Annotated in this window: 17 protein-coding genes, 1 pseudogene and 1 riboswitch; of the genes and pseudogenes, 13 read left to right on the top strand and 5 right to left on the bottom strand. The window is 51.5% G+C overall.

What is annotated here, in order from left to right; translation table 11 throughout:
- Nucleotides 1-1360: 1360 nt before the first annotated feature.
- The 3 genes from AC6I8J_RS22490 to AC6I8J_RS22480 form a co-directional block, all read right to left on the bottom strand.
- Entirely contained in the window at nucleotides 1361-2446 is a 1086-nt protein-coding gene (locus tag AC6I8J_RS22490; protein ID WP_497825967.1) for a hsdR, read from the bottom strand.
- 103 nt (nucleotides 2447-2549) lie between these two features.
- Nucleotides 2550-3809 carry a HEPN/Toprim-associated domain-containing protein gene (locus AC6I8J_RS22485; protein ID WP_497825966.1) on the bottom strand — a complete coding sequence of 420 codons (1260 nt, stop codon included), beginning with the start codon at nucleotides 3807-3809 and terminating at the stop codon, nucleotides 2550-2552.
- A 12-nt stretch (nucleotides 3810-3821) separates the two neighbouring features.
- On the bottom strand, nucleotides 3822-4583 hold the full coding sequence (locus AC6I8J_RS22480) for a tyrosine-type recombinase/integrase (protein ID WP_497825965.1): 762 nt from the start codon (nucleotides 4581-4583) through the stop codon (nucleotides 3822-3824).
- A 1264-nt stretch (nucleotides 4584-5847) separates the two neighbouring features.
- Between AC6I8J_RS22480 and AC6I8J_RS22475 the strand changes: the two genes are divergently transcribed.
- The 5 genes from AC6I8J_RS22475 (at nucleotide 5848) to AC6I8J_RS22455 (ending at nucleotide 11462) form a co-directional block, all read left to right on the top strand.
- Entirely contained in the window at nucleotides 5848-6168 is a 321-nt protein-coding gene (locus AC6I8J_RS22475; RefSeq protein WP_497825964.1) for a hypothetical protein, read from the top strand.
- A 212-nt stretch (nucleotides 6169-6380) separates the two neighbouring features.
- The gene (locus tag AC6I8J_RS22470) at nucleotides 6381-6677 is read left to right on the top strand and encodes a chromosome segregation protein ParM (protein WP_497825963.1); all 297 of its coding nucleotides are present in this window, start codon (nucleotides 6381-6383) and stop codon (nucleotides 6675-6677) included.
- Between the two features lie 28 nt (nucleotides 6678-6705).
- Entirely contained in the window at nucleotides 6706-7587 is an 882-nt protein-coding gene (locus AC6I8J_RS22465; RefSeq protein ID WP_497825962.1) for a DUF2971 domain-containing protein, read from the top strand.
- A 42-nt stretch (nucleotides 7588-7629) separates the two neighbouring features.
- Nucleotides 7630-8958 (top strand): DUF8534 domain-containing protein, encoded by a 1329-nt coding sequence (locus tag AC6I8J_RS22460; protein ID WP_497825961.1) that lies wholly within the window; start codon nucleotides 7630-7632, stop codon nucleotides 8956-8958.
- 479 nt (nucleotides 8959-9437) lie between these two features.
- Nucleotides 9438-11462 carry an acyltransferase family protein gene (locus AC6I8J_RS22455; RefSeq protein WP_497825960.1) on the top strand — a complete coding sequence of 675 codons (2025 nt, stop codon included), beginning with the start codon at nucleotides 9438-9440 and terminating at the stop codon, nucleotides 11460-11462.
- 115 nt (nucleotides 11463-11577) lie between these two features.
- Here the strand turns inward: AC6I8J_RS22455 and AC6I8J_RS22450 are convergent.
- Nucleotides 11578-11806: pseudogene (locus tag AC6I8J_RS22450) on the bottom strand (IS4 family transposase); the annotation flags it as partial.
- Between the two features lie 96 nt (nucleotides 11807-11902).
- Here AC6I8J_RS22450 and AC6I8J_RS22445 point away from each other — a divergent pair.
- A complete protein-coding gene (locus AC6I8J_RS22445) occupies nucleotides 11903-12412 on the top strand; it encodes a hypothetical protein (RefSeq protein ID WP_495921568.1) in 510 nt (169 codons plus the stop codon).
- A gap of 391 nt (nucleotides 12413-12803) precedes the next feature.
- Here the strand turns inward: AC6I8J_RS22445 and umuC are convergent, their stop codons facing one another.
- A complete protein-coding gene (gene umuC, locus AC6I8J_RS22440) occupies nucleotides 12804-13829 on the bottom strand; it encodes a translesion error-prone DNA polymerase V subunit UmuC (protein ID WP_497825959.1) in 1026 nt (341 codons plus the stop codon).
- A 253-nt stretch (nucleotides 13830-14082) separates the two neighbouring features.
- On the opposite strand from umuC, the gene AC6I8J_RS22435 reads away from it, so the two are divergent.
- The 7 genes from AC6I8J_RS22435 to AC6I8J_RS22405 all read left to right on the top strand — a co-directional run bounded on the left by AC6I8J_RS22435 (nucleotide 14083) and on the right by AC6I8J_RS22405 (nucleotide 20574).
- Entirely contained in the window at nucleotides 14083-15081 is a 999-nt protein-coding gene (locus AC6I8J_RS22435; protein WP_085016771.1) for a YncE family protein, read from the top strand.
- Between the two features lie 152 nt (nucleotides 15082-15233).
- Nucleotides 15234-16394, top strand: a complete 1161-nt coding sequence (locus AC6I8J_RS22430; RefSeq protein WP_497825958.1) for a TDT family transporter — start codon at nucleotides 15234-15236, stop codon at nucleotides 16392-16394.
- Nucleotides 16391-16990, top strand: coding sequence for a uracil-DNA glycosylase family protein (locus AC6I8J_RS22425; RefSeq protein ID WP_497825957.1), 600 nt, complete (start codon nucleotides 16391-16393; stop codon nucleotides 16988-16990). The genes AC6I8J_RS22430 and AC6I8J_RS22425 overlap by 4 nt, the downstream gene beginning before the upstream one ends.
- Nucleotides 16991-17039: 49 nt before the next feature.
- A riboswitch (Fluoride riboswitch) is annotated at nucleotides 17040-17109 on the top strand.
- A gap of 78 nt (nucleotides 17110-17187) precedes the next feature.
- Complete coding sequence (locus AC6I8J_RS22420) at nucleotides 17188-18096, top strand: DHHA2 domain-containing protein (protein ID WP_085016768.1); 909 nt, start codon at nucleotides 17188-17190, stop codon at nucleotides 18094-18096.
- The gene (locus AC6I8J_RS22415) at nucleotides 18093-18518 is read left to right on the top strand and encodes a universal stress protein (RefSeq protein ID WP_085016767.1); all 426 of its coding nucleotides are present in this window, start codon (nucleotides 18093-18095) and stop codon (nucleotides 18516-18518) included. Before AC6I8J_RS22420 ends, AC6I8J_RS22415 begins: the two co-directional genes overlap by 4 nt.
- 15 nt (nucleotides 18519-18533) lie before the next feature.
- Nucleotides 18534-19823, top strand: coding sequence for a phosphopyruvate hydratase (gene eno, locus AC6I8J_RS22410; RefSeq protein ID WP_085016766.1), 1290 nt, complete (start codon nucleotides 18534-18536; stop codon nucleotides 19821-19823).
- 43 nt (nucleotides 19824-19866) lie between these two features.
- Nucleotides 19867-20574, top strand: a complete 708-nt coding sequence (locus tag AC6I8J_RS22405; protein WP_085016765.1) for a 2,3-bisphosphoglycerate-dependent phosphoglycerate mutase — start codon at nucleotides 19867-19869, stop codon at nucleotides 20572-20574.

Below are 20574 nucleotides of genomic sequence, written 5' to 3'. Positions count from 1 at the left end.
GCGAAATATTTGTGATGGCTCGTCGCTGACTGGAGTACTTCATTGGCTGAAGGGGATATGCTCCATTGAGTCTGGCGTTTCGCCGTAATGTCAGCCGGCTACCCGGTGACCAGCTCAGTATGCCAGGCCTATCATAAAGAATCAATAATGATTCTTTATGATAGGCATTGCATGTGAGTTTTAGTCGATTGTATCCGCTGACTCAGGCTTTAAATGTGCATTGAATGGTGAACATGGTTTACGAAATTCAGGGCACCTGACATAAAAAAGCCCCCTGTCCGCTTTAAGGAACAGGGGGCTTTATCAGCGCATGACTTCAATCAAAAAGATAATCACGCTGAGGGCAACACGAATTGCCTTAAGTGTAGTGATTAACACTTCCATAACGTCCTCCTTTCATTAAAGGACATTGCAAGGCGCAGCCAGCCTTGGGTTTCCCGCTGCGCTTTTTTCCGTGTTGCTGGTATTACAGTGTACAGACAACACGTTCAGCTCTGTCCCGGTGAAGCTGCGTGCATCCTGCCAGAGATGCGCCGGGTAATGTTTAATCTATGTGCCAATACTAACAGTCCACCTTGTCAGGAAGAGCCAGATTCGCTATTCTTTGCGACACAGTGTACAGACAACATGTTCAGTGAAGTCTGAGGAATGATGAAAGCGTTGCCACGCTTCTGTCATTCCGGAAAGAGGATCAGCTTTTGCCAGCTGGTCCTTTTTTTTTGCATCAGCAGAACCTGACCTCGTCCAACCTGCGAACAATTACTACATATAGTGGTTGCTCGCGAAGCAACTCAACTACATGTGGATAGATATTAGTGATTTACGGCGAGTTGACAAGAGCAAAAAATGATGGATAGAGGGGTTGTAATTCTTGCGAAATTTCTTAGCCCACGCCTTGTAAGGCCTGGCAACATGTCAACCGGATCACACTTTTTTTTCTTATTATGATCGGGCGCGTATTTATTAGTCAGCAATAGCCACCTAAGAGCCTCAAACGCATTTTGAGCGATGCATTTTTTTGACTGGTAGACTCCCTAAATTTCTTCGTTTAAACCCTTTAGGCGCCACTAAAGCGAAAATAAGCGCAATGCCAAGCATTTTGGCTGAAGCTAAGTCCGCGGTCAGACCGGTAGCTATACGGCTTTTTACGAATAAAGCTTATAAAAATTCCGCCCACACAAAGTCCCATAACGTCAGACGTAACAATTTTCTGGCATCCTTGTGAGTCTGGTTTTTCGCCTTAATGTTTTCCGCTAACCGGAAACACAGTGAGCATGCCAGTCCGCATTAAGGAATCAATATTGATTCTTTAATGCGCCCTAATTTCGCATGCGAAATGTTAAGTGTCTAGCAACGAGAATTAGTTATCATCCCACGTTTCTCTGTTCCCATCGCAAAAGTTACAGCCAAATACCGCGCTAAGGTCAGGAACGGATGAACTGCAATAGTTACAGTAATCACATGCGTCCAACAAATCATGCAGCGTCAGGCAAGCCGTACACAGGTATCGATCACCAAATTCACACACTGTGTCATATCCATCACAGTCCGTGCATCCGGCAGGGACAGGGCCATTCATGTTGTCCTTCGTAACGGTTACAGGGTTAATAGCATCGTATCTTTCGAGCTCACATTCGCAGCGAGAGCAGCAAAACCCTTCACCGTCCGCATGCATGACGTTTAATTGCTGACAATTCGGACAAAAGATTTCTACATGTGGCTCATTGCGATGACAGACAAAACACTTTTCCTCATAGAATCTCATATAGGGAAGGGACTGGACGGGCTGGACGTGAATAACAGAATCCTGGCAACAGATTACACACCGAGTAACGGAACGATTAGCCTTAAGCTCTGCGGCGATCAGCGTCTGCACACTTTCATGGCGGAACTTTGCCCCGGCATAAAACTCACTGCTGCGTAGCATTCTCGTTTCATCTGTCGCCAGCTTCGCTCGTAATTGCCAGCCAAACAGGGATGACCAGTCCTCGCGCATCAGCCGGTTCAGCGCGAACCATGCATCCGCCTGCTCTGTCAGTACTTGCCGTTGGTCTCCTTCGCTAAGCTCATTGTGATAAAAGTGGACGACACGGTTCCGATGATTTTTAACTTTATTAAAAAGGTCAGCTGTCTTTTTGCTTAACGGCTTTTCCAGCACGTCACCCAAGCGAGCGCAGGCCTCGTCATAGGTCACTGACTGGAAATCGCCTGCCAGATATTTCTTGCGCTCCATTTTTTTTCCTGAGCAGGCCAAAGTCCAGTGCTCATGAACCAGAGGAACCTTCATCAAGATCTCTACGGCAGTCCAGAAGCTGACAACAGAAAATTTAGCCTGCCGCGCCTGAAGTTCCTCTCGCGCCTTGTTCAGAAAATCGAGTCCGTTGGTGATTAGGGCCTCCGTTTCGGCTGTGAGCTGCTGGCCTTGTTCATCAGATTCGTCGTGCATATTTTCCTTTATTTTCATTGGCGTAGTCCAAGGAAGACAGCTGCGGAATACGATCAGTCATGCTGGGCACAGTAACTATAAAAGGCAGTAGTCTTGCCTGAATTTAGTCCAGCTCGGCATCAATGTCCTTCTTTAGGCCATCGAGGATTTGTTTATCGATCGCCCGGGTAAATAGTTCGACCTGTAGGGCTAACTCCGTTACATCGTTATGTAAGATAGGTATTAGCTCGCCATTCGTATCCCTGCCATTACGGTGCACAATGTCATGCCGGCTTTGTACCGCTGCGCCAAGAAAGGCCAGTTGATCATCCGGAAATGTCGCTTTTAGAGTATTACTAAATATGATTTTGGCAGTCTCTATTTTGTGTAAAGACAACCCATCTAGCGCGTCTTTAATTTCCGAATCAAAGTCTGCCAGCTTTTCATAAATCTCGGCAAAAGTTAGTTTCTGCTTCTTAAAAGGTTCGTAGTTTTTTACAAAACATTTCTTAACAGCAGGACGTGAGAAAATTTCGCGTTTCAGTATGTCACCCAGATAGGCCTCCATAACAGTAATGAGGCTGGCATAACACATGCGCTGAAGTGAGGTATTCCCAGGCTGAGAGTCCGACAGACTCTTGATCTCTTGGACCGACTGCCGGCAACTGCAATGTAACTCAGTTTCCCTACGAAGAAGCTCGTCATACTCCTGAAAACTCTTGATGTCAGCATCATTAATCAGCCTGGCGATGTTTAGTTCGCAGATCGCGTCGTCAGAACATGATGCAAGGAAAGCTACAGCAAACTGCTGCCAGTCTGATCCTGGAAAGTTAAATTGGCCAATTAAACGTTCTTGACGATTAACAGGCACATAGCTCAGCATCGCATTGACCAAAGGATTATCGCTAATGTTACAAAACTCGGGTTCCTCAGAGACTTTCAAGATCACCCCAATACTTAGCCTTCCAGCTTCAGGAAAAGCTGCAATCCAGTCAGCTAAAGACGAATCCCTGATTACGCTGAGGTAGTGCTGATAAAATCTTGCGTAATACCTGGCATTACGACTGCCCCCAGTGCCAACCAACCGATCGACATTTTCATCCAACTTTCTTTCAATCTCACGCTCTAGAAAGCTGATAAACAGATTTTTACTGTGCTCAAAGTAGTGTTCGCATGACTCTATTTTGTAACCTGCATCCGTCATACGTCTTCGAATAGTGGCAGCATTGGTACGGAATCCAATAAACTGCTCAGTCGAAACGCCTTCATCAACTTCTGAAGGTTTGATGCTTCTGTCACACGTTCTGAAAAACCAGTGATCGTAACCGTTTTTGAATTCATGAATTCCAACGCCGTTGATCACAATGCTTGTTGTGGGGAGCATACTGATATTCCTTTATGAATTTTGGGGCAGAACGCGTAGCAGTTGCAGTGATGACTCAGTGTCAAGGCTGAACCGAACCTGATGACTGGCAGCCACATCAAGCGCAAATACCTTCGTGTAAACCTCTGTTGACTCAAACTTCTCATGCCCCAGCAGCGACTGCAGAACCTTCGGCGGCACGTGATGATAGAGCATGTGCATCGCGAAACTGTGACGGAAAGTATGCGGAGAGACCTCAATGCTTAATCGCACGCCAGCACGGGCAGCTGCATCGATGGCCCGGTTTATCCAGTTCCTCACCGTGCGATCGGAGACGGTCCAGATCGGCAGGGCCCGGCGCTCACCGGTATCACCGTCGGTCTCAAATTCTTCCCGGACGCTGGCGAACAGCCGGCGCATTTCATCAACGTAAGCCGCATCGGAAAGGGGCACTACGCGGTTGGGGCTGGTGCCTCTTCTTGGGCGTCCGCTGCCGGCGCGCCGCTGCTTGGCGGTACGGATAATCACGTGAGGAATAGCATCGTTAAGCCGGAAGTCACGCCGCCGCAGCGCCAGGACTTCATTGAGCCGTCCGCCGGTGTTCCATAAGGTATTGACCAGCGCATGCTGGGTCCAGTCCGGAATGTGGTGCAACAGGCCGGTGACTTCAGGTGCCAGTAAGTAGCGGGGCAGCTCGGTATATGCAGCGGCCATGGACCGCAGCGCGAGCGCACGACCAAAATCGGGCTGCACAGCTGGCAGCGCGACCTGAGTATTAACGGATGGTAGCGACATAAACCCTCTAAAAAAATGACAGCGCTACGCAAAATCTGGCGGGATTTACCCCTGCAGAGTTCTCAGAATTCACACAGCGACGTCTGCTCCTAATCTGCCCATTTTCCCCTGTCTGGCGGGCGCGGGCCACCAGAAAAATCCGCTGAGCGACCCTGCAGGATTTTCCGACTTCCGGATATATACCACAAAACGGAACAAAACAGCAGGCGGGTGACGGGGAGGGCGGATCCTGAAAGGATCCGTTTATACCAGGATAAGGGGCTCGTGATGGTGATCGGACACCGTATGTTGTGGTTCCGACCCTGAATAGCCTCCTGACGCCGGGTTTCCGGTTATCACGGAAAACGGAAAGGGCTGCGCCCGGGCAGAGACATGCCAGCAGGGAAGAGGGAAGGGAAGAGGGGTCGGGAGCAGAAACCTGAAAAATGTACGTGCTGATCTGCTATCCAGAATCCTATAATGATGTTTATGGAATCACAAATAATCTCAATATTGATTAAGGCGACAGATAATATCGTGGCGGATATGGGGACTGAACCTTTTTTACTGAACAGGTATATGAAGAAGTATTGCCCTGACGAAGATTTTAATCAGAAAGTTACCTTATTAAGGACAATAAAGTACCTTTAGGCATAAATAAAAAATCCACTCGGATACTTTTAAACTAGTGAGCGGATAGTTTAAAATTTGAGTGCCTGAAAATTAATTTATAAATTGCAACTATTTTCGAATAATTAATTGACTCGCACCCGGGAAATACATATACTCGATTCTATCAGAGTGGAATGCAAAGCCTCACGAGGCTACGTAAAGCACTCCCCGTATTGAATAGCACTAAGGTTGAGAAAACGTGAATGAATGAATAAATGACGGAAAGCTAAGTGCTATGACTTAAGCCTGCCCTGCATCTATATCCCTCGCACGACCTCAGCCACCTTATCAGGTGGTTTTTTATTGCCTGTAAATAAGCATTCAGTCCGAACTCTGTAAAACCTGCCGTTTTTCTCCGCCTGCGCGATCAATGATCACTCAGGAGCTGGGGATCCCCTTGCCGCAATCTGGCATAAGGAAAATGGCGTAAAAATTAACGATGTATGGAATAAGCGGGGTGAAGTATGAGTGGATAGATAAAAGCAGTACCGGTAAGTATCGAGTCAACGGACCAACGGTCCTGAGGCAGAAACTAACTTTTCATGGAAATGAAATATGACTATTTCAAATAAAGCAGTACTCAACTTTGTTAAACTAAATAAGGAAGGTTTATATGGCTATAAATATCGAAGACACAAAACATGATGTTTTAAATGTACTAAGTACATGCTGGAACTTCGCAGGACTTATGTATACAGCAGCAACTGAAAAGAAACCGGGCCGGCTTATTGCCTTAACTGTTTTGGCTGTAGTTATGTTGGCTGTGATAATCTTTGCGAAACCAATACTTATCACATTCTTATCAAAATGGTTTATCGGTACCTGGGGGTTACCATTAACCGTTAGTAAGGTGGCTGCGAGTTGTGCAGGGAAAGCAATCACTACACAACTCGGCAATGTATTGAAATACTGGGTACTTAAAATCGATAAGTAAGTATGCAAATGGTTATTAGTACTTGTTCTCCGGCGGCCACCGGGAACAAGTACATATAGTAACCATACTGATTAGCGAAAGCAAGCCCGGTATAGTTACCCGATGAAATGTTCATATTAATGGGTGACTGAAAAATAAGGTACTTTACAGCACTATTCATGTGTAACATGAATAGTGCTTTGTCGTGCAAGCGTGCATAATTCATGTGACACATGAATAAGGAAACCGCCATGCGTATCTCTGAACTTCAGAGAAAAGTGCTTCTGGTCCTCTCTGAACTTGAAACCCGGGGTCATAATTCTCCACTGCCTGTCATGCAGCTGCTGAAACTGCTCAACTCCGCATCCAGCAAAGACATTTATGACACTAATCTGCGCACATCACTGCATACGCTGCACCGGCATGGTCTGGTTGAGAAATACCGAAACCCGTCCCTGAACCTGGCATTTACTCTGACCGAAAACGGCCGCCGGAAAGCCGCCACGATCCGCTACGAAATGGTGTTATAAAACGCTGATAAATCATTTAAGGAAAACCGTGAACCTTTTTCATTACACTGACCTCAATGCCGTTCACTCAATACTGGATACGCATAAAATCCGGCTGACAGACATCCGTTTTCTGAATGATAAAACAGAATACTTGCAGGGGCTAAAAATCCTCCAGGAAGCCTCGCTTGAGACATTTACACAGCATTCAATGTATGAATATGATAAAGAGTTTATGAGTGTCATACAAAACTGGTTCAAGGATGCTTTTGAAGAACTATTAAATTTTGAAAATGCCAGCGAAATGTTTTATGTGGCGTCATTTAGCCGTTCATCTGATACTCTAAGTCAATGGCGAAGTTATGGAATGTTTGCCATCGAATTTGATTATTTGAAACTAAGGCAACTTGTTAGTTCATTAAAAGTCAAATCATGGGCTTCAGAGAAAAAGTTTTTACAAATTGAATTTATCCAATGTCATTATGTGTGCACTAAAGAAGGCGCTATAGAAAGAGCACTTGAATTATTACATTCAAACCTGATTAGTGGATTACGTCTCTTTTGGCAGGTTAATGAGCCCTTGGATGCAAATCTGCATCTCTACGATGAATTAAAAGAGATATTAAGTATGCTGGCTACAACTTTTAAGCATCCATCCTTTATTGAGGAGCAGGAAGAAAGACTGGTTATCAGCGAGGAGATAGTCTCAGATAGAATCCGATTCCGTGTTAAAAATAATATTCTGATTCCTTTTTACGAACTTGATATATCACCCGAAGTCATTTCAGGCGTAAAGATAGGCCCCGTAGAAAATCAAATAATCACAGAACAATCTCTGGATATATTTAACAAGCATAGAGCAAAAAAATTGGACGATGAGAAATACTGGTTTGACATTAGAAAATCTGACATTCCCTACAGGGAATTATAGTTACTGATAAAACCTGCTTCTCAAAAGGAAAAGGAGAACGATATGTCCATGAAACTTATCAAAAAGAAGGCTCCTCGTGGTGCCTTGAAACGCTGGCTATCTGATGATGAAGAGACCGCAGTTAAGAACTTCTTTGGCCGCAAGCAGGTATGCAGCGCGCATGAACGTGCACTGGCGGAGAACGTGATTCATGAAATGCGCCAGAAAGAACTCTGGCTGCATTGCAGCTGCGTGGGGGGCGATACGCCAGCACTGAACAATGCCAAGCTGAGGTATGAAACCCAAACGTTGTTTCTGTCCGGGTTTGGTCATAGTCATGATCAATCCTGTCCCATGCATAGGGTCTTTAAGGGTGACGAGGATACTACCGGTTCAGGAACCCGTAAAAACGCTGGGAGTAAGCGATTAAACTATCGTGAGTTTTTACCCAAAGATGAGTCAGAGACGACCATTAAGGCGCCAGGCAGCACAGGATTTACTGGTCAGGATAGAACCAGGCGAAAACGCCGGCCACGAGTTGCACGTTTGCTTCTGACGCTAATTGAAGATGCCGGGCTGAATACTTTCAGCCCGATCAGCCCGCTGCCTAATCAGGCACCCAGAACATGGCTTGCCGCTCTCGCAGCCTCGGCAGATGCTCAGGAATTTGTGCGCGGGCGCAGGCTTTCGGAAATCGTACGGTTTCAGCCGACCATGGGCGAACTTGCCCAGGAAAAATTAATGCTTGAACTGGAACGTACGGATGCCAACTGGCCGGCAGGAAAAGCCCGGGTGTTTTATCAGATATTTATGTCGGAGCTGGTCAGCCGTGAACATGTTACGTTCACCTGGAAAGATGGGGAACGCAGGTTTTCTCCGGAGAAGGGTGTCAGCATCAATGGGGAATCACAGGAAGGCGTGAGGCCGCCTTACTGGGTCATACTGGCCTTCAAACGCTCAGCTGAAGGTAGCGTGATATGCAGCGAAGGGTATGCGCACGCGCTATTCAGACGTAACTGTCCCGTCCCGGTAGACAGTGACCTTGAGAGGCAGACGATGAAAGGTATTGCTGAAGTGGCCAGCTGGCTTAAAGGCGGAGCAGACGTACTCACCCTCATTAAACCCCTGTTTGATATTGAGGTAGAGGTGGAGGGGGAGAAAGGCTTTGTGCTGCCGGATTTTATTCTTCAGGCCAAAATGCCGGATGGCCGGGAACATGCCGTAGTGGTAGAGACGATGGGATACACCGATGATGAGTACTGCGAACGTAAAGCCGAACAGCATAAAGGGATGCGCACACTGGGAACTCTTCAGACGGATCCCCCACGCTGGCCACATGAAGTCACTAAGCCCTTTACCAACCATCTTTATGGTGTAATCAAAAATCTATAAAGATTAACCGGGTGCTCTTCTTGCGGCTGTAACAGGCCGCAACTGACCCTTAATGAGTTTTGCGCGTTGGACAAAGTGCATGACCAAGCATACATAGTCCCGCAACATACAGGCTGACAATCACTATGACGCCTTGTAGGTCCATTAAATCACTGTTTTCCATCCAAGCCCAAAACGTATGAGAGAGATTTGCTATCGAAATATCCAGTTCAGTTTTCATAGATTCTATGCTCTTAAATTATAATTATTGACTTTGTCAAAGCTCTAAATAAAACCCCGCAATATTAAACCTGAAGCGCCATTCATGATCTTTTCACTCCTCTTTAATATACAAACAAAAAATCATTCCTAGCATATAAAGCCGAATTTATTTACTGAATAACAGTTAATTAAAACAGGAAAAATCAAGCCATTCACTTTTATTTTTCCCTTACAAATAATATACTATACCCTTTCTTTTTCCTTACATAGTGCGCTTCATGCCAAATAAAATCCTCACAGATACCTATCGTAAAGACATTGATGGCCTCAGAGCATTAGCTGTCGTTCTTGTCATTCTTTTCCATGCCGGAATTAGTCAGATAGCATCCGGATTTATAGGGGTCGATATTTTCTTTGCGATTTCTGGTTTTTTGATAACAGGAATCATTGTAAAACAAAGAGAGAAGGGTATCTTCAGTCTGGCGAACTTCTTCGTGCACCGTCTCTGGCGTATACAGCCTGCTTTTATCATGATGTCCCTGGCTACGCTTATAGCAACGTTTTATTTGTATCTGCCTGATGATTTTCTGGCATACCTGCACAGTAGTTACTACAACGCTTTACTGCTTTCAAATCAGTTCTTTGCACGTCAGAGTGCTGCGTATGCTTCTCCTGCAGCCGATCTGTTCCCTTTACTCCATACCTGGTCTCTGGCAATTGAGTGGCAGTGGTATCTGTTTCTCCCGCTGAGCATTTTACTGTCAGGTGCCATCTTACGTCTTAAGTCGATTCAGAAGGTGATCAGTAACCCGGCAAATGCACTTGCTGCAATCTGGCTTATCCTAACGCCGCTGGCAGCTGCTCTGGCGCTGATTATGGCCAGCCGGGAGGCCGATGCAGCTTATTACTCACTGCTTACCCGTATATTCGAATTCATGGTGGGGGGGACTGCATTTTTTCTGACGCGCTACGTTCGCTCGGTCACTTCAGCTGTCTTAAACAGTACAGGCCTTTTATCGCTTGCCCTGTTGCTTTATATCGCGATTCACCCTGACGTTATCGGGTTCTATCCAAACCTCTATGCATTGCTGGGTGTCACTGCTTCAGCCTTACTCATGTTTACCGGAACGTACAGGAACAGCATTGCATCTAAGTTACTAAGCCTTTCACCCGTCGCATTCACGGGCAGGATATCTTATTCGTTATATCTCTGGCACTGGCCCGTTCTGGCCATAACCCGTTACCTGGGTTACAACCTGGCTGGCTCCACGCTTCTTTTATGCCTGATTCTGACGGTACTGCTATCGCTGATTAGTTATTACCTCGTGGAACAGCCATGCCGACGGTTGCGCTGGTCTCTGAAATATACGATTCCCCTGCTAATCATCGTCCCAATCGTTATCTTCAACGCTGCGTTCAAATATGCTGAGAACCGTGACGGCATGCCTGAACGATTCGGCGCTACATACGACCAAGTGGCTCACAATATTAGTGCCGGGTTAGCTCAGGCCGGACACCGACCGGGCTGTCTGGATGGATCTCAGAATGCGGAAAAATGCATGTTCGGGGACCTTAAAGGTCAGAAAACAGCCCTGCTGATCGGCGATTCTCACTCAAACCACTTCTGGGGGTTCTTCGATGTGCTCGCGCAGGACGCTCAAATCCGCATGACTGCGTTAAGTACAGCGCTGTGTTTAGCACTCCCGGATACATACCTCTATGACTGGTGGTCATTCCGGAACCAGACGTTTGATAAGTGTCATGAAAATACCGCTAAATATTATGAATTAATCGCTAAAAATCACTATGACTACGTCCTTCTGGGTCAGGTATGGGAGTGGTATGTAAGCGGACCACACCTCATCAATAATCCTGGCGATGAACGCTCCGATGCACTTACTAAGGATCGCTTTAATAAAGCCATACGGCAGTCCCTGAATGCAATAGTCTCATCAGGAGCACGTCCGGTGATTATAAGGACCGTAGCCCCTATGCCCGTCAACTATCAGAAATGTATTCGTCATCATGTCATCTTCAGGGAGCCCTATCGCCAGAGTGAGTGTGATAACCAGAACCCGCAGAGCCCTGAAAATGAATGGACGCTGCCGCTCTTTGACCAGCTGCAGAAAGAGTTCCCAACACTGATTGTCATAGACCCTAAGAAAGTCCAGTGCGAAAACGGCTATTGCATTACTGCACTTGACGGTACTCCGGTCTATCGTGACGTTGGTCATCTGAATGATTTTGCGTCCTATAAATTTGGGCAGGAGTATTTGCGGAAATTTGGTAATCCGCTCAAATAAAAAAGGCTCTCAGATACTAATGCCGGTCACTTAAAGTGGTCGGCATTGTTTTTAAAGGAGTATTTTGTTTTTTTGCCTGACTCCTGTTTCATATTTTCTTTCCCGCCTAGTGCTAGTCATGTAGCAGCCCCATTGTCAGAAGCCCTGGCCACACAGCGTCACGCTATTATCCGGTGCATGCTCTGCAAACCATCCGCCCAAGCGCTTTTCACTGACGCCGTAGTGTCCCTTACACTGGCACGCTGCAGATGACTGCTCTGTTCCATCAGACATACCATCCGCAACTGCGGTTAGCAGTGTTCGCCATGCTTATTACCGGCTTTACATAAGGCTTCGCATTTTTCGGCGTATCTTTTTTGCTAAACTGCATATCATTTGCTAGACATTTCCTTTTTATAGGCGAAAATACATAAGTTTTTTTTACCAATAAAGGAAAGGAAATGACTAATGTATTGGTTCCACCGGTACGAAAACAACCAGCTATGTTCCACAAATGGATTTGTCTGTCCTTAGGCGTCCAGCTGGTTATTGCCATAGCCGCTGTTTGGTTTGCTTACAAAGTTCGCTCAGGAAGATTCTCAGCTGATACTGAGGTGCCACCGTTGGTGGAGTGGCTACTGTATAACGCAATTGATATAACAAGCGGCATTATCTTTGCAGTTATATTCTTTTTAATTCTTATTCCAATCGCAATCTTATTCCGTAAGAAAAAAATCAGCCTAAGAGGCAAAGTATGCACTGAATTTTTACTATCTTTATTATTTTCTTTTGTGGTTGGTAGCAAACTCTGGGCTTACGGCACGTTCCTGGTAATTTTTAATATTCTGCCTCAATCGGTTCCATTTATTCATAAACCGGAAGTCCCATGGTTGCTCGCACTCGGTTCTGGATTAACTGCGATATTTTTCAACTATATATATTCATACTCTGCTTTCAGAGCAACACAGTAATAAAGCTGCACTCCGGCGCTCATGCAGAACCGGTCAGCAATATCCATCAGGTTGAAGATATGTGACAGCGGCTTATTGTTTAAAAAAGCCATGCCCATAATCAGCCATACAATAAACTCAAGGGGAGAGTTGAGGCTTACGCAGCTTCAAGATATCGTTGAGAGAAAAGGCATGCTGAATAAGTTCAGGAGAAAAAAGATCAGTAAGGCAGTGCACTTAGCCGGGTGAGGTAAGATTGATAGTGCTCCGGGCCTGTGACAGTCCTATTTAAAAGGGTTCCATAATGAACATGGAACCCTTTTGCATCAGCCACCGGATCGGTCAACCGATCCTTAAGCTATCGGCATTACTCTAAGAAGCCTTTTTATTCCCTTACCAAGTATGAAAATAATTATTTTACTAATGGAACATCCTTTAACCGTGTAGTGTAGCGCGGCGACAACATTTCACGCTTCATCTGCCATAAACTGTCGCGTTCTCCCTGCCCCGCGAAAAAGACCTTTCCTTTCCCGGATCGATTGATACCGTCCAGCGCTGCCATCAGCGCATCAGCGTTCGCGCGTGGCTGCTGCTCGCTGAACATGTCGAACTGAGCCACACCTGATTTATAGAAATCACCCAACATGACGCCGGCTTTAGCGTACCGGAATCCATCACGCCAGATGGTGCTGACTCCGCGAAGCGCTGACTCAATAATGTCGCGCGTATCGTTCGTCGGATAATCGCAGATGCGCGAAGCGGTATTCGAATATTGCGGTTCATTTCCATGGCGAGCGGTGGCGATGAAGACACTGATATGCCGGCAGCGTGAATTCTGCTCCCTGAGTTTCTCCGCCGCACGTGTGGCATACAGTACGATTGCCTGCTGCATGTCTTCCAGTTTTGTGACTCTTTCGCCAAATGATCGTGAGTTTAGGATGTGCTGCTTTGGCGCCGGGGCATCTTCAAGTGCAATGCAGGACTCACCATTAAGCTCGCGAGTAGTACGCTCAACGATAACGTCAAAATTTTTCCGTATCATGCTGATATTGCTGTCAGCCAGCTGCAGAGCAGTGGTGATCCCCAGCTGGTACATGCGCTTAGTAATGCGCGGCCCAATACCCCAGATATCACTGACGTCGGTCAGGTGGAGTAGTTTTCGCTGGCGGGTCCGGCTGGACAGGTCTACCACACCCTTTGTCTGCGTCCACTTCTTCGAGGCATGATTAGCCAGTTTGGCCAGCGTTTTCGTTGGGCCGAATCCTACGCCGATAATCAGTCCGGTTTCCCGCCGGATACGCTCGCGCATCTCCTGTCCGAACTTTTCAAACGGGATGAGACTGCCAATCCCGGTGACGTCCAAGAAAGATTCATCAATGGAATAGACTTCCTGTCCCGCGGCCATTTCGCCCAGGATGGCCATCATGCGGCTGCTCATATCGCCATTTATGTGGAATGCAATTTAAACAAAAAAAATGAGCAACTATTCCTCATGGACTGAAATCCAGAGCCCCACTTATTCAGCCTTAAATTGCTGCAGTTTACCTCCGCTCAGAGCATAAAGAAGTGAACTGGTAAGACATAGCCGGAAAATCGATTTCCCTGAGAGGGGGTTATCTGCCACGCTTCTTCTGAAGCCCTTAAGCGGGCAATGAGTCTTATCCCTTACCACCCCCTATGCAGGAAAAATGATGATAAAAAAATACAGGATCCCGGGACTGACCGCGGTGGCGCTTCTTCTCATCAGCACCCTCGCCGGTGCCGCAGAGGCGCGCTGGACGTTTGACGGCGATATCCACAACAATTCTCTTGCTGTCAGTCCCGATGAAAAAACGGCGGTGGCCTCCTACAGTGAGCGCCCTGACGTGGTGGTTTACGACCTGGTTAACGGCAAAGTCAGAAAGGTGCTGAAGGGATACGTCACGCCCCGCAATGCGCTTTTCTCCCCCGACGGGAAGGCTGTATATCTTTCAGACAGCAGCCTCGGCGTGGTCAGAAAAATCAGCACCGGGACGCTTGACGTGGAGACCACGCTGCCGCTGGGGGCCGGGGCATTCGGTACAGCCATCAGCCGTGACGGTCAGCGTCTGTATGTGAATAACGAAGCCGCCAGCACACTCTCGGTGTATGACCTGACCCACAACCGGCCCGTTTCGGTTGTGACGGGTTTTGCTCAGCCCCGTCAGGGCATCAAAATCAGCCCGGACGGCAAAACCGTCTACGTCACCAACTTTAAGGGCGATAAAATCACCCTCGTTGACGCCGTAACGGGTGAGATTCGCGGCGAGATAACCGGCTTCAGCAAGCTGCGCGCCATTTCTGTCAGCGCCGACGGCCGCACGCTTTACGCGGCTAACAGCGGGAGCAACACCATCGCAGTGGTTGACACGCAGAAGCGCGCCATTACGGCAACCATTCCCGTGGGGCAGGACCCTTACGGTGCCGCCCTGACACCGGATAACCGCTATGTTTACAGCGGCAACCTGGGTGACAACAGCCTCTCCGTTATTGATACCGCCGCCGGTAAGGTGGTCGCCACTGTTACCGGACTGGATGCGCCCCGTCAGGCCATCGTTTTCAGTAAAGACAGTGCCCGCGCGTGGGTGCTGAATAAAGACCTCAGTATTTCGGTGGTTGACCTGAAACAGAACCGCGTCACGGCCACGATTAAAAGCCCGCCGAAGGCCTGATTCAGTCCCTCCCTCACTCCGGTGCAGTAACAGTCTTTCGCAGGGTGAGGGAGGATAAACCACTTTTACAGATTTATTTTAGCTGAATAACCTGTTTTAAAGATTTACGTCTGCATGCCTATACTGTTTCTGTTTACACAGGAGATCCCGGCATGAACGATAAAATATTTACCCTGCATAACGGAGCACGCCCGCTGAGCGCGCTGAGCAGCCCGAAAGAGGCCATACGTCAGTTCACGCCAAACTGGTTCGCCGCCACCATGGGAACCGGTATCCTGTCGCTGTCTCTGGCGCAGTTCCCCTGGCCGGTTCCGGGATTGCGCCTCGTCGCGGAAGGGCTGTGGATGTTTAACATCCTGCTGTTCAGCGTTTTTGCCGTGATGTATCTGGCCCGCTGGGTCATGTACTTCGGTGAGGCAAAGCGCATCTTCGGCCATTCAACCGTGTCCATGTTCTTCGGCACCATCCCGATGGGCATGGCGACCATCATCAACGGCCTGCTGGCGTTCGGTCTTCCCCGGTGGGGCGCAGACGTCATTCCGGTGGCGCACGCCCTGTGGTGGCTGGACGTGGCGATGTCGCTGCTGTGCGGCGTGTGTATTCCTTACATGATGTTTACCCGGCAGCAGCACAGCATTGACCAGATGACGGCCGTCTGGTTACTGCCGGTTGTGGCTGCCGAGGTCGCGGCGGTCAGCGGCGGCCTGCTGGCGCCGCACATTGCCGACACCCACGCGCAGCTCGGCATCATTATTACCAGCTACGTGCTGTGGGCTTACTCCGTACCGGTGGCGCTGAGCATCCTTGCCATCCTGCTGCTGCGTATGGCCCTGCACAAGCTGCCGCACGAAAGCATGGCAGCCTCAAGCTGGCTGGCCCTGGGGCCGATTGGCACCGGTTCGCTCGGTATGCTGGTCATCGGCGGCGATGCGCCCGGGGTGTTTGCCGCGGCGGGCATGCCGGAAATCGCTCACATCGCGCAGGGCGTGGGGTTCGTTGCCGGCATTCTCTTCTGGGGCTGCGGCCTGTGGTGGATGCTGCTGGCCACGCTGATAACCGTGCGATACTTTCGTGAAGGCATTCCGTTCAACCTGGGATGGTGGGGCTTTACCTTCCCGCTGGGCGTGTACACCGTCGCCACGCTGAAGCTGTCCACCCTCGTTGACCTGGCGTTCTTTAAAGGCTTCGGCGCGCTTCTTGTCGTCATGCTGGCCGCCATGTGGCTGCTGGTCGCGGTGAAGACGGTGCGCGGGGCATGGAGCGGGAAACTCTTTGTTTCCCCCTGCCTGGCAGGCCTGGACCGGAAGCCGTGAGTGAAACCTGCACGTCGCTGCTGGACCCGTTTTTACGCGAGGAACGCCTCGCGGCAGTCACCGCGCCGCACGTGGCCGCGCTGAATCGCTGGGTCAGCGGGCAGCGTCAGGCCGGCGTGGAACTGCCGTGGTTTGATCCGGCCGACGGCGGGACCGGGGCCGGACTGCTTGTCCTGCTGCAGTCGCCGGCGCGCAGCAGCCCGTCACCCCGGTTTGTGTCGCGGGATAACCCGGGGCCGGCCCAGCAGAATCTGGGGCGGTTTCTGGCGGAGGCCGGTATTGCGCGCCGGGACAGCGTGCTGTGGAATACGGTGCCCTGGGTCAGTGACGGGCCGCAGAAACGGCCCTCAGCGGCGGACATCCGCAGCGGCTGCGCCTGGCTTGAGGGCGTGCTGGCGTATCTGCCCGCGCTGCGCGTGGTGGTGCTGGCCGGTGCCGTAGCGGCGCAGGCCCGCGGGACGGTCAGCTGCCTTCGCCCCGGCGTCACGGTGCTGACTATGCCTCACCCCAGCCCGCTGTCGCTTTGCACAAGCCCGGCAGTGCCGGAAAACATCCGCCAGGTGCTCCGCGAGGCACGCACTGCGCTGGCGGGCTGAGAGCGCCGCCGGAATAATACTGACAGGTTTTGCAACCGGCTCTATACTCACAGTACAGGGTGATGGCGTTCCACCCTTCCCAACCGCTCCGTTCAGGAGCTGATGACGCCTGATGTGACTCTTGATTTTCAGGAGGTGCGTCAGGCCGTCCTTACTTTCCTCCCGGCCTGCGTACTTCCCTCTATGGGGAGAGACCTGTGATACACGTTTTTGGCCACATTAATCCTGACAGCGACGCCATCTGCACGACCGTCGTCACCGCACACTGGCTGACCGGGCGCGGAATGGATGCCCGCGCATGGCGTCTCGGCGAGGCTAACCGGGAAACCCGCTTTATCTTTGACGCCGCCGGCCTCACGCTGCCGCCGCTGCTCGCTTTTCCGCTAAAGGATGAACGGGTCTGGCTGGTCGATTTCACCGAACCGGCACAGGGGCCTGACGACCTGCTCCGGAGCAACGTCGTGGGCATCACTGACCACCACCGGCTGGGCGGGCTGATAACGCAACTGCCGCCGGAGGTACATATTCGCCCGGTTGGCAGCAGCGCCACGCTGCTCTGGCTGCTGATGGACGCAGAAGCGCGCCGCATGCTGCCCCCGACGCTCGCCGTGCTTCTGCTGGGCGCACTCCTGAGTGATACCGTGAATCTTCGCTCGCCGACCACCACCGAAGACGATATCCGTTCGGCGACCGAACTGGGCGCACTGTCTGGCGTAAACCGCAGAGCCTTCGCCCGTGACCTCCTCACCGCAAAAACAGACGTCAGCGGCCTCAGCGCACAGCAGCTGCTGGACAGGGACCTCAAGGCCTTCGTCATTGCCGGCACCGACGTGCGCATAGCCCAGATTGAGGTCAGCTCACCGTCACAGGTTGCCCCCGTGATGAACGACCTGCTCGCAGCACTGGCGTATCTGGCAGACCAGTCGGGAGCTGGCCTGGCGGTGCTGATGCTGACCGACATTCGTACCGGGTTCTCAACGCTTTACTTCGCCGGGCGGGAGAGCGTTAACGTCGCCTCCTGCTCCGTACCGGGCATGCTCAGCCGCAAAAAGCAGCTTCTGCCGTGGCTTGAGTCCCGCCTTAACCAGAACGGAGGTTCATTATGACCTGCTACACCCACGCACTGATACTTGTGAACGATAAAAACGACGGCACTCTTCTGCTGAAACGGGCGGTCGCGCTGGCGCAGCCGCTCGGCATGAAAATCACCCTGGCGCACATCAGCGACGACTACCGGGAGATGAACTACGTGTCTGACAGCCTGATGGACGACGTCGTGTCGGAGGAGGTGCTGAAAGGCAAAGCGTTTATGAGTGAGCTGGCGGCCTCCGTGCCTGAGACGGTAGACACGCGGGAGCTGGTGACCATGCGCCGCGTTGAGGACGTGGAGAAGTGCATCGCGGAGCTGGGCGTGGACCTCGTGCTTGCCGGGCACCGAAACCGCTTTATGGGAATGCTCACCTCCCGCTCGGCGGACTACATCAACCACCTTACGGTGGATGTGCTTATCACTCACCTGACTGACTGAACCGGGAGAAACACCATGCGCTTTACACTGGATAACGTAACCGCCCGTGAAATTCTTGACTCGCGCGGCAACCCCACCGTTGAAGTTGAAGCCCGGACTACGGACGGGATGATGGCGCGCGCCTCGGTGCCTTCCGGGGCCAGTACCGGCTCGCGCGAGGCCGCAGAGCGCCGCGACGGTGACGCACACCGTTTTGGCGGTAAAGGCGTGCTGGATGCCGTCAGGGCGGTTAATACGGAAATCTGCCAGGCCGTGCGCGGCAGCGACGTGCGCGAACAGCGTCAGCTGGACAACATCATGCTGGCGCTGGACGGCACGGAGAACAAGAGTCGCCTGGGTGCCAATGCCATTCTGGGCGTGTCGCTGGCGGTGGCCCGGCTGGCGGCACAGGCCTCCCACGAGCCGCTGTGGCGCTACCTGGGTGGCCTGCAGGCGAACCTGCTGCCCGTGCCGTGCATGAACATTATCAACGGCGGCGTGCACGCCCGCGGTCAGGGCGCGGACTTTCAGGAGTTCATGATAGCCCCGCACGGCGCACCCACGCTGCGCGAGGCCGTACGTCAGGGCAGCGAGGTCTACCAGGCGCTGCGCCAGATCCTGCTGGACAACAACCTGTCGGCGGCAGTGGGCGACGAAGGCGGTTTTGCGCCCGCCGTGTCGTCAAACCGCGACCCGCTGGCGTTTATCGTACAGGCCATTGAGAAAGCCGGATACCGGCCCGGAGAAGACATCAGCATCTGCATGGACCCTGCCTCAAGTGAGTTTTTCGCAGACGGCAAATATCATCTGCGCACCGAGGGCAGCGCGCTGAGCGCGGCGGAAATGACGGCATACTACGGCGAGCTGATGGACCAGTTTCCCGTCATCCTGCTGGAAGACGGCCTGGCCGAGGACGACTGGGCGGGCTGGAAGCATTTGCACCGGCAGCTTGCGGGCAGGGCCGAACTGGTTGGTGACGACCTGTTTGTCACCAACGTGAAGTATATCCAGCGCGGCATTGACGAAAACCTCGCCAGCGCCGCACTGATTAAACTCAATCAGATAGGCTCGCTCAGCGAAACGCTGGACGCCGTGGCGCTCTGCCAGCGGCACGGCTGGGGCGCGTTCATGTCCCACCGCAGCGGGGAAACCACGGACACGTTCCTTGCCGACCTGACGGTGGCCCTGCGCGCGGGACACCTGAAAACCGGCGCGCCGTGCCGCGGCGAACGCGTGGAAAAGTACAACCAGCTGATGCGCATTGAGCAGGCGCTGGGTGACGATGCGCACTACGCGGGGCTTCATGCGTTTGTGCGCCGCACGTAGCACATCCGCCGGACGGTCCCCGTCCGGCACAGAAGGAATGCCTGTGGCCTCTGCAACGCTGATCCTTTTGCGTCACGGCGAAAGCCAGTGGAACCGGGAAAACCGTTTTACCGGATGGACAGACGTGCCGCTGACGGTCAGGGGGCGGCAGGAGGCCGACCGGGCCGGTGACGCGTTGCGGGCAGCGGGCCTGATGCCCGACCGGGTCTTCACCTCGGTGATGACACGCTGCGTTCACACGGTCTGGCGGGTGCTGGACCGTCTTGACCGCAGCTGGACGCCCGTGGAAAAGAGCTGGCGACTGAATGAGCGCCACTACGGGGCGCTGCAGGGGCTGAACAAGGACGACGCTGCCCGGATAATGGGGGAAGAGACTGTCCGGCTCTGGCGCAAAAGCTTCAGCGGCATTCCGCCCGCGGACGCGGAGGCTCCGGCGCAGCTGCGTCGGGATCTGCGCTACCGCCGCGTTGCGCTGGCCGACCTGCCTGCAACGGAAAGCCTGGAAATGACGCTGCGCCGCGTCATGCCGTACTGGCAGCATGCTGTGGTACCGCAGTTACGCTGCGGAAGTTCCGTTCTGGTTGTGGCGCACGGCAACACGCTGCGCGCCCTGACCGCCTTCCTGGACGGCATGCCTTACGACAGCGTGGCACAGCTGCACATCCCGACCGGCGTGCCGGTCGTATATCAGATGGATGCGGCCGCCCAGGTCGTGTCCCGTGATGTTCTGAATATTAAAAAAAAGGAGTGA

The sequence above is a fragment of the Pantoea sp. X-Soil-ISGK-355 genome (assembly GCF_059730805.1).
Note: the sequence above shows the minus strand (reverse complement) of the source record. Positions and strands in the feature narration are given on the sequence as shown.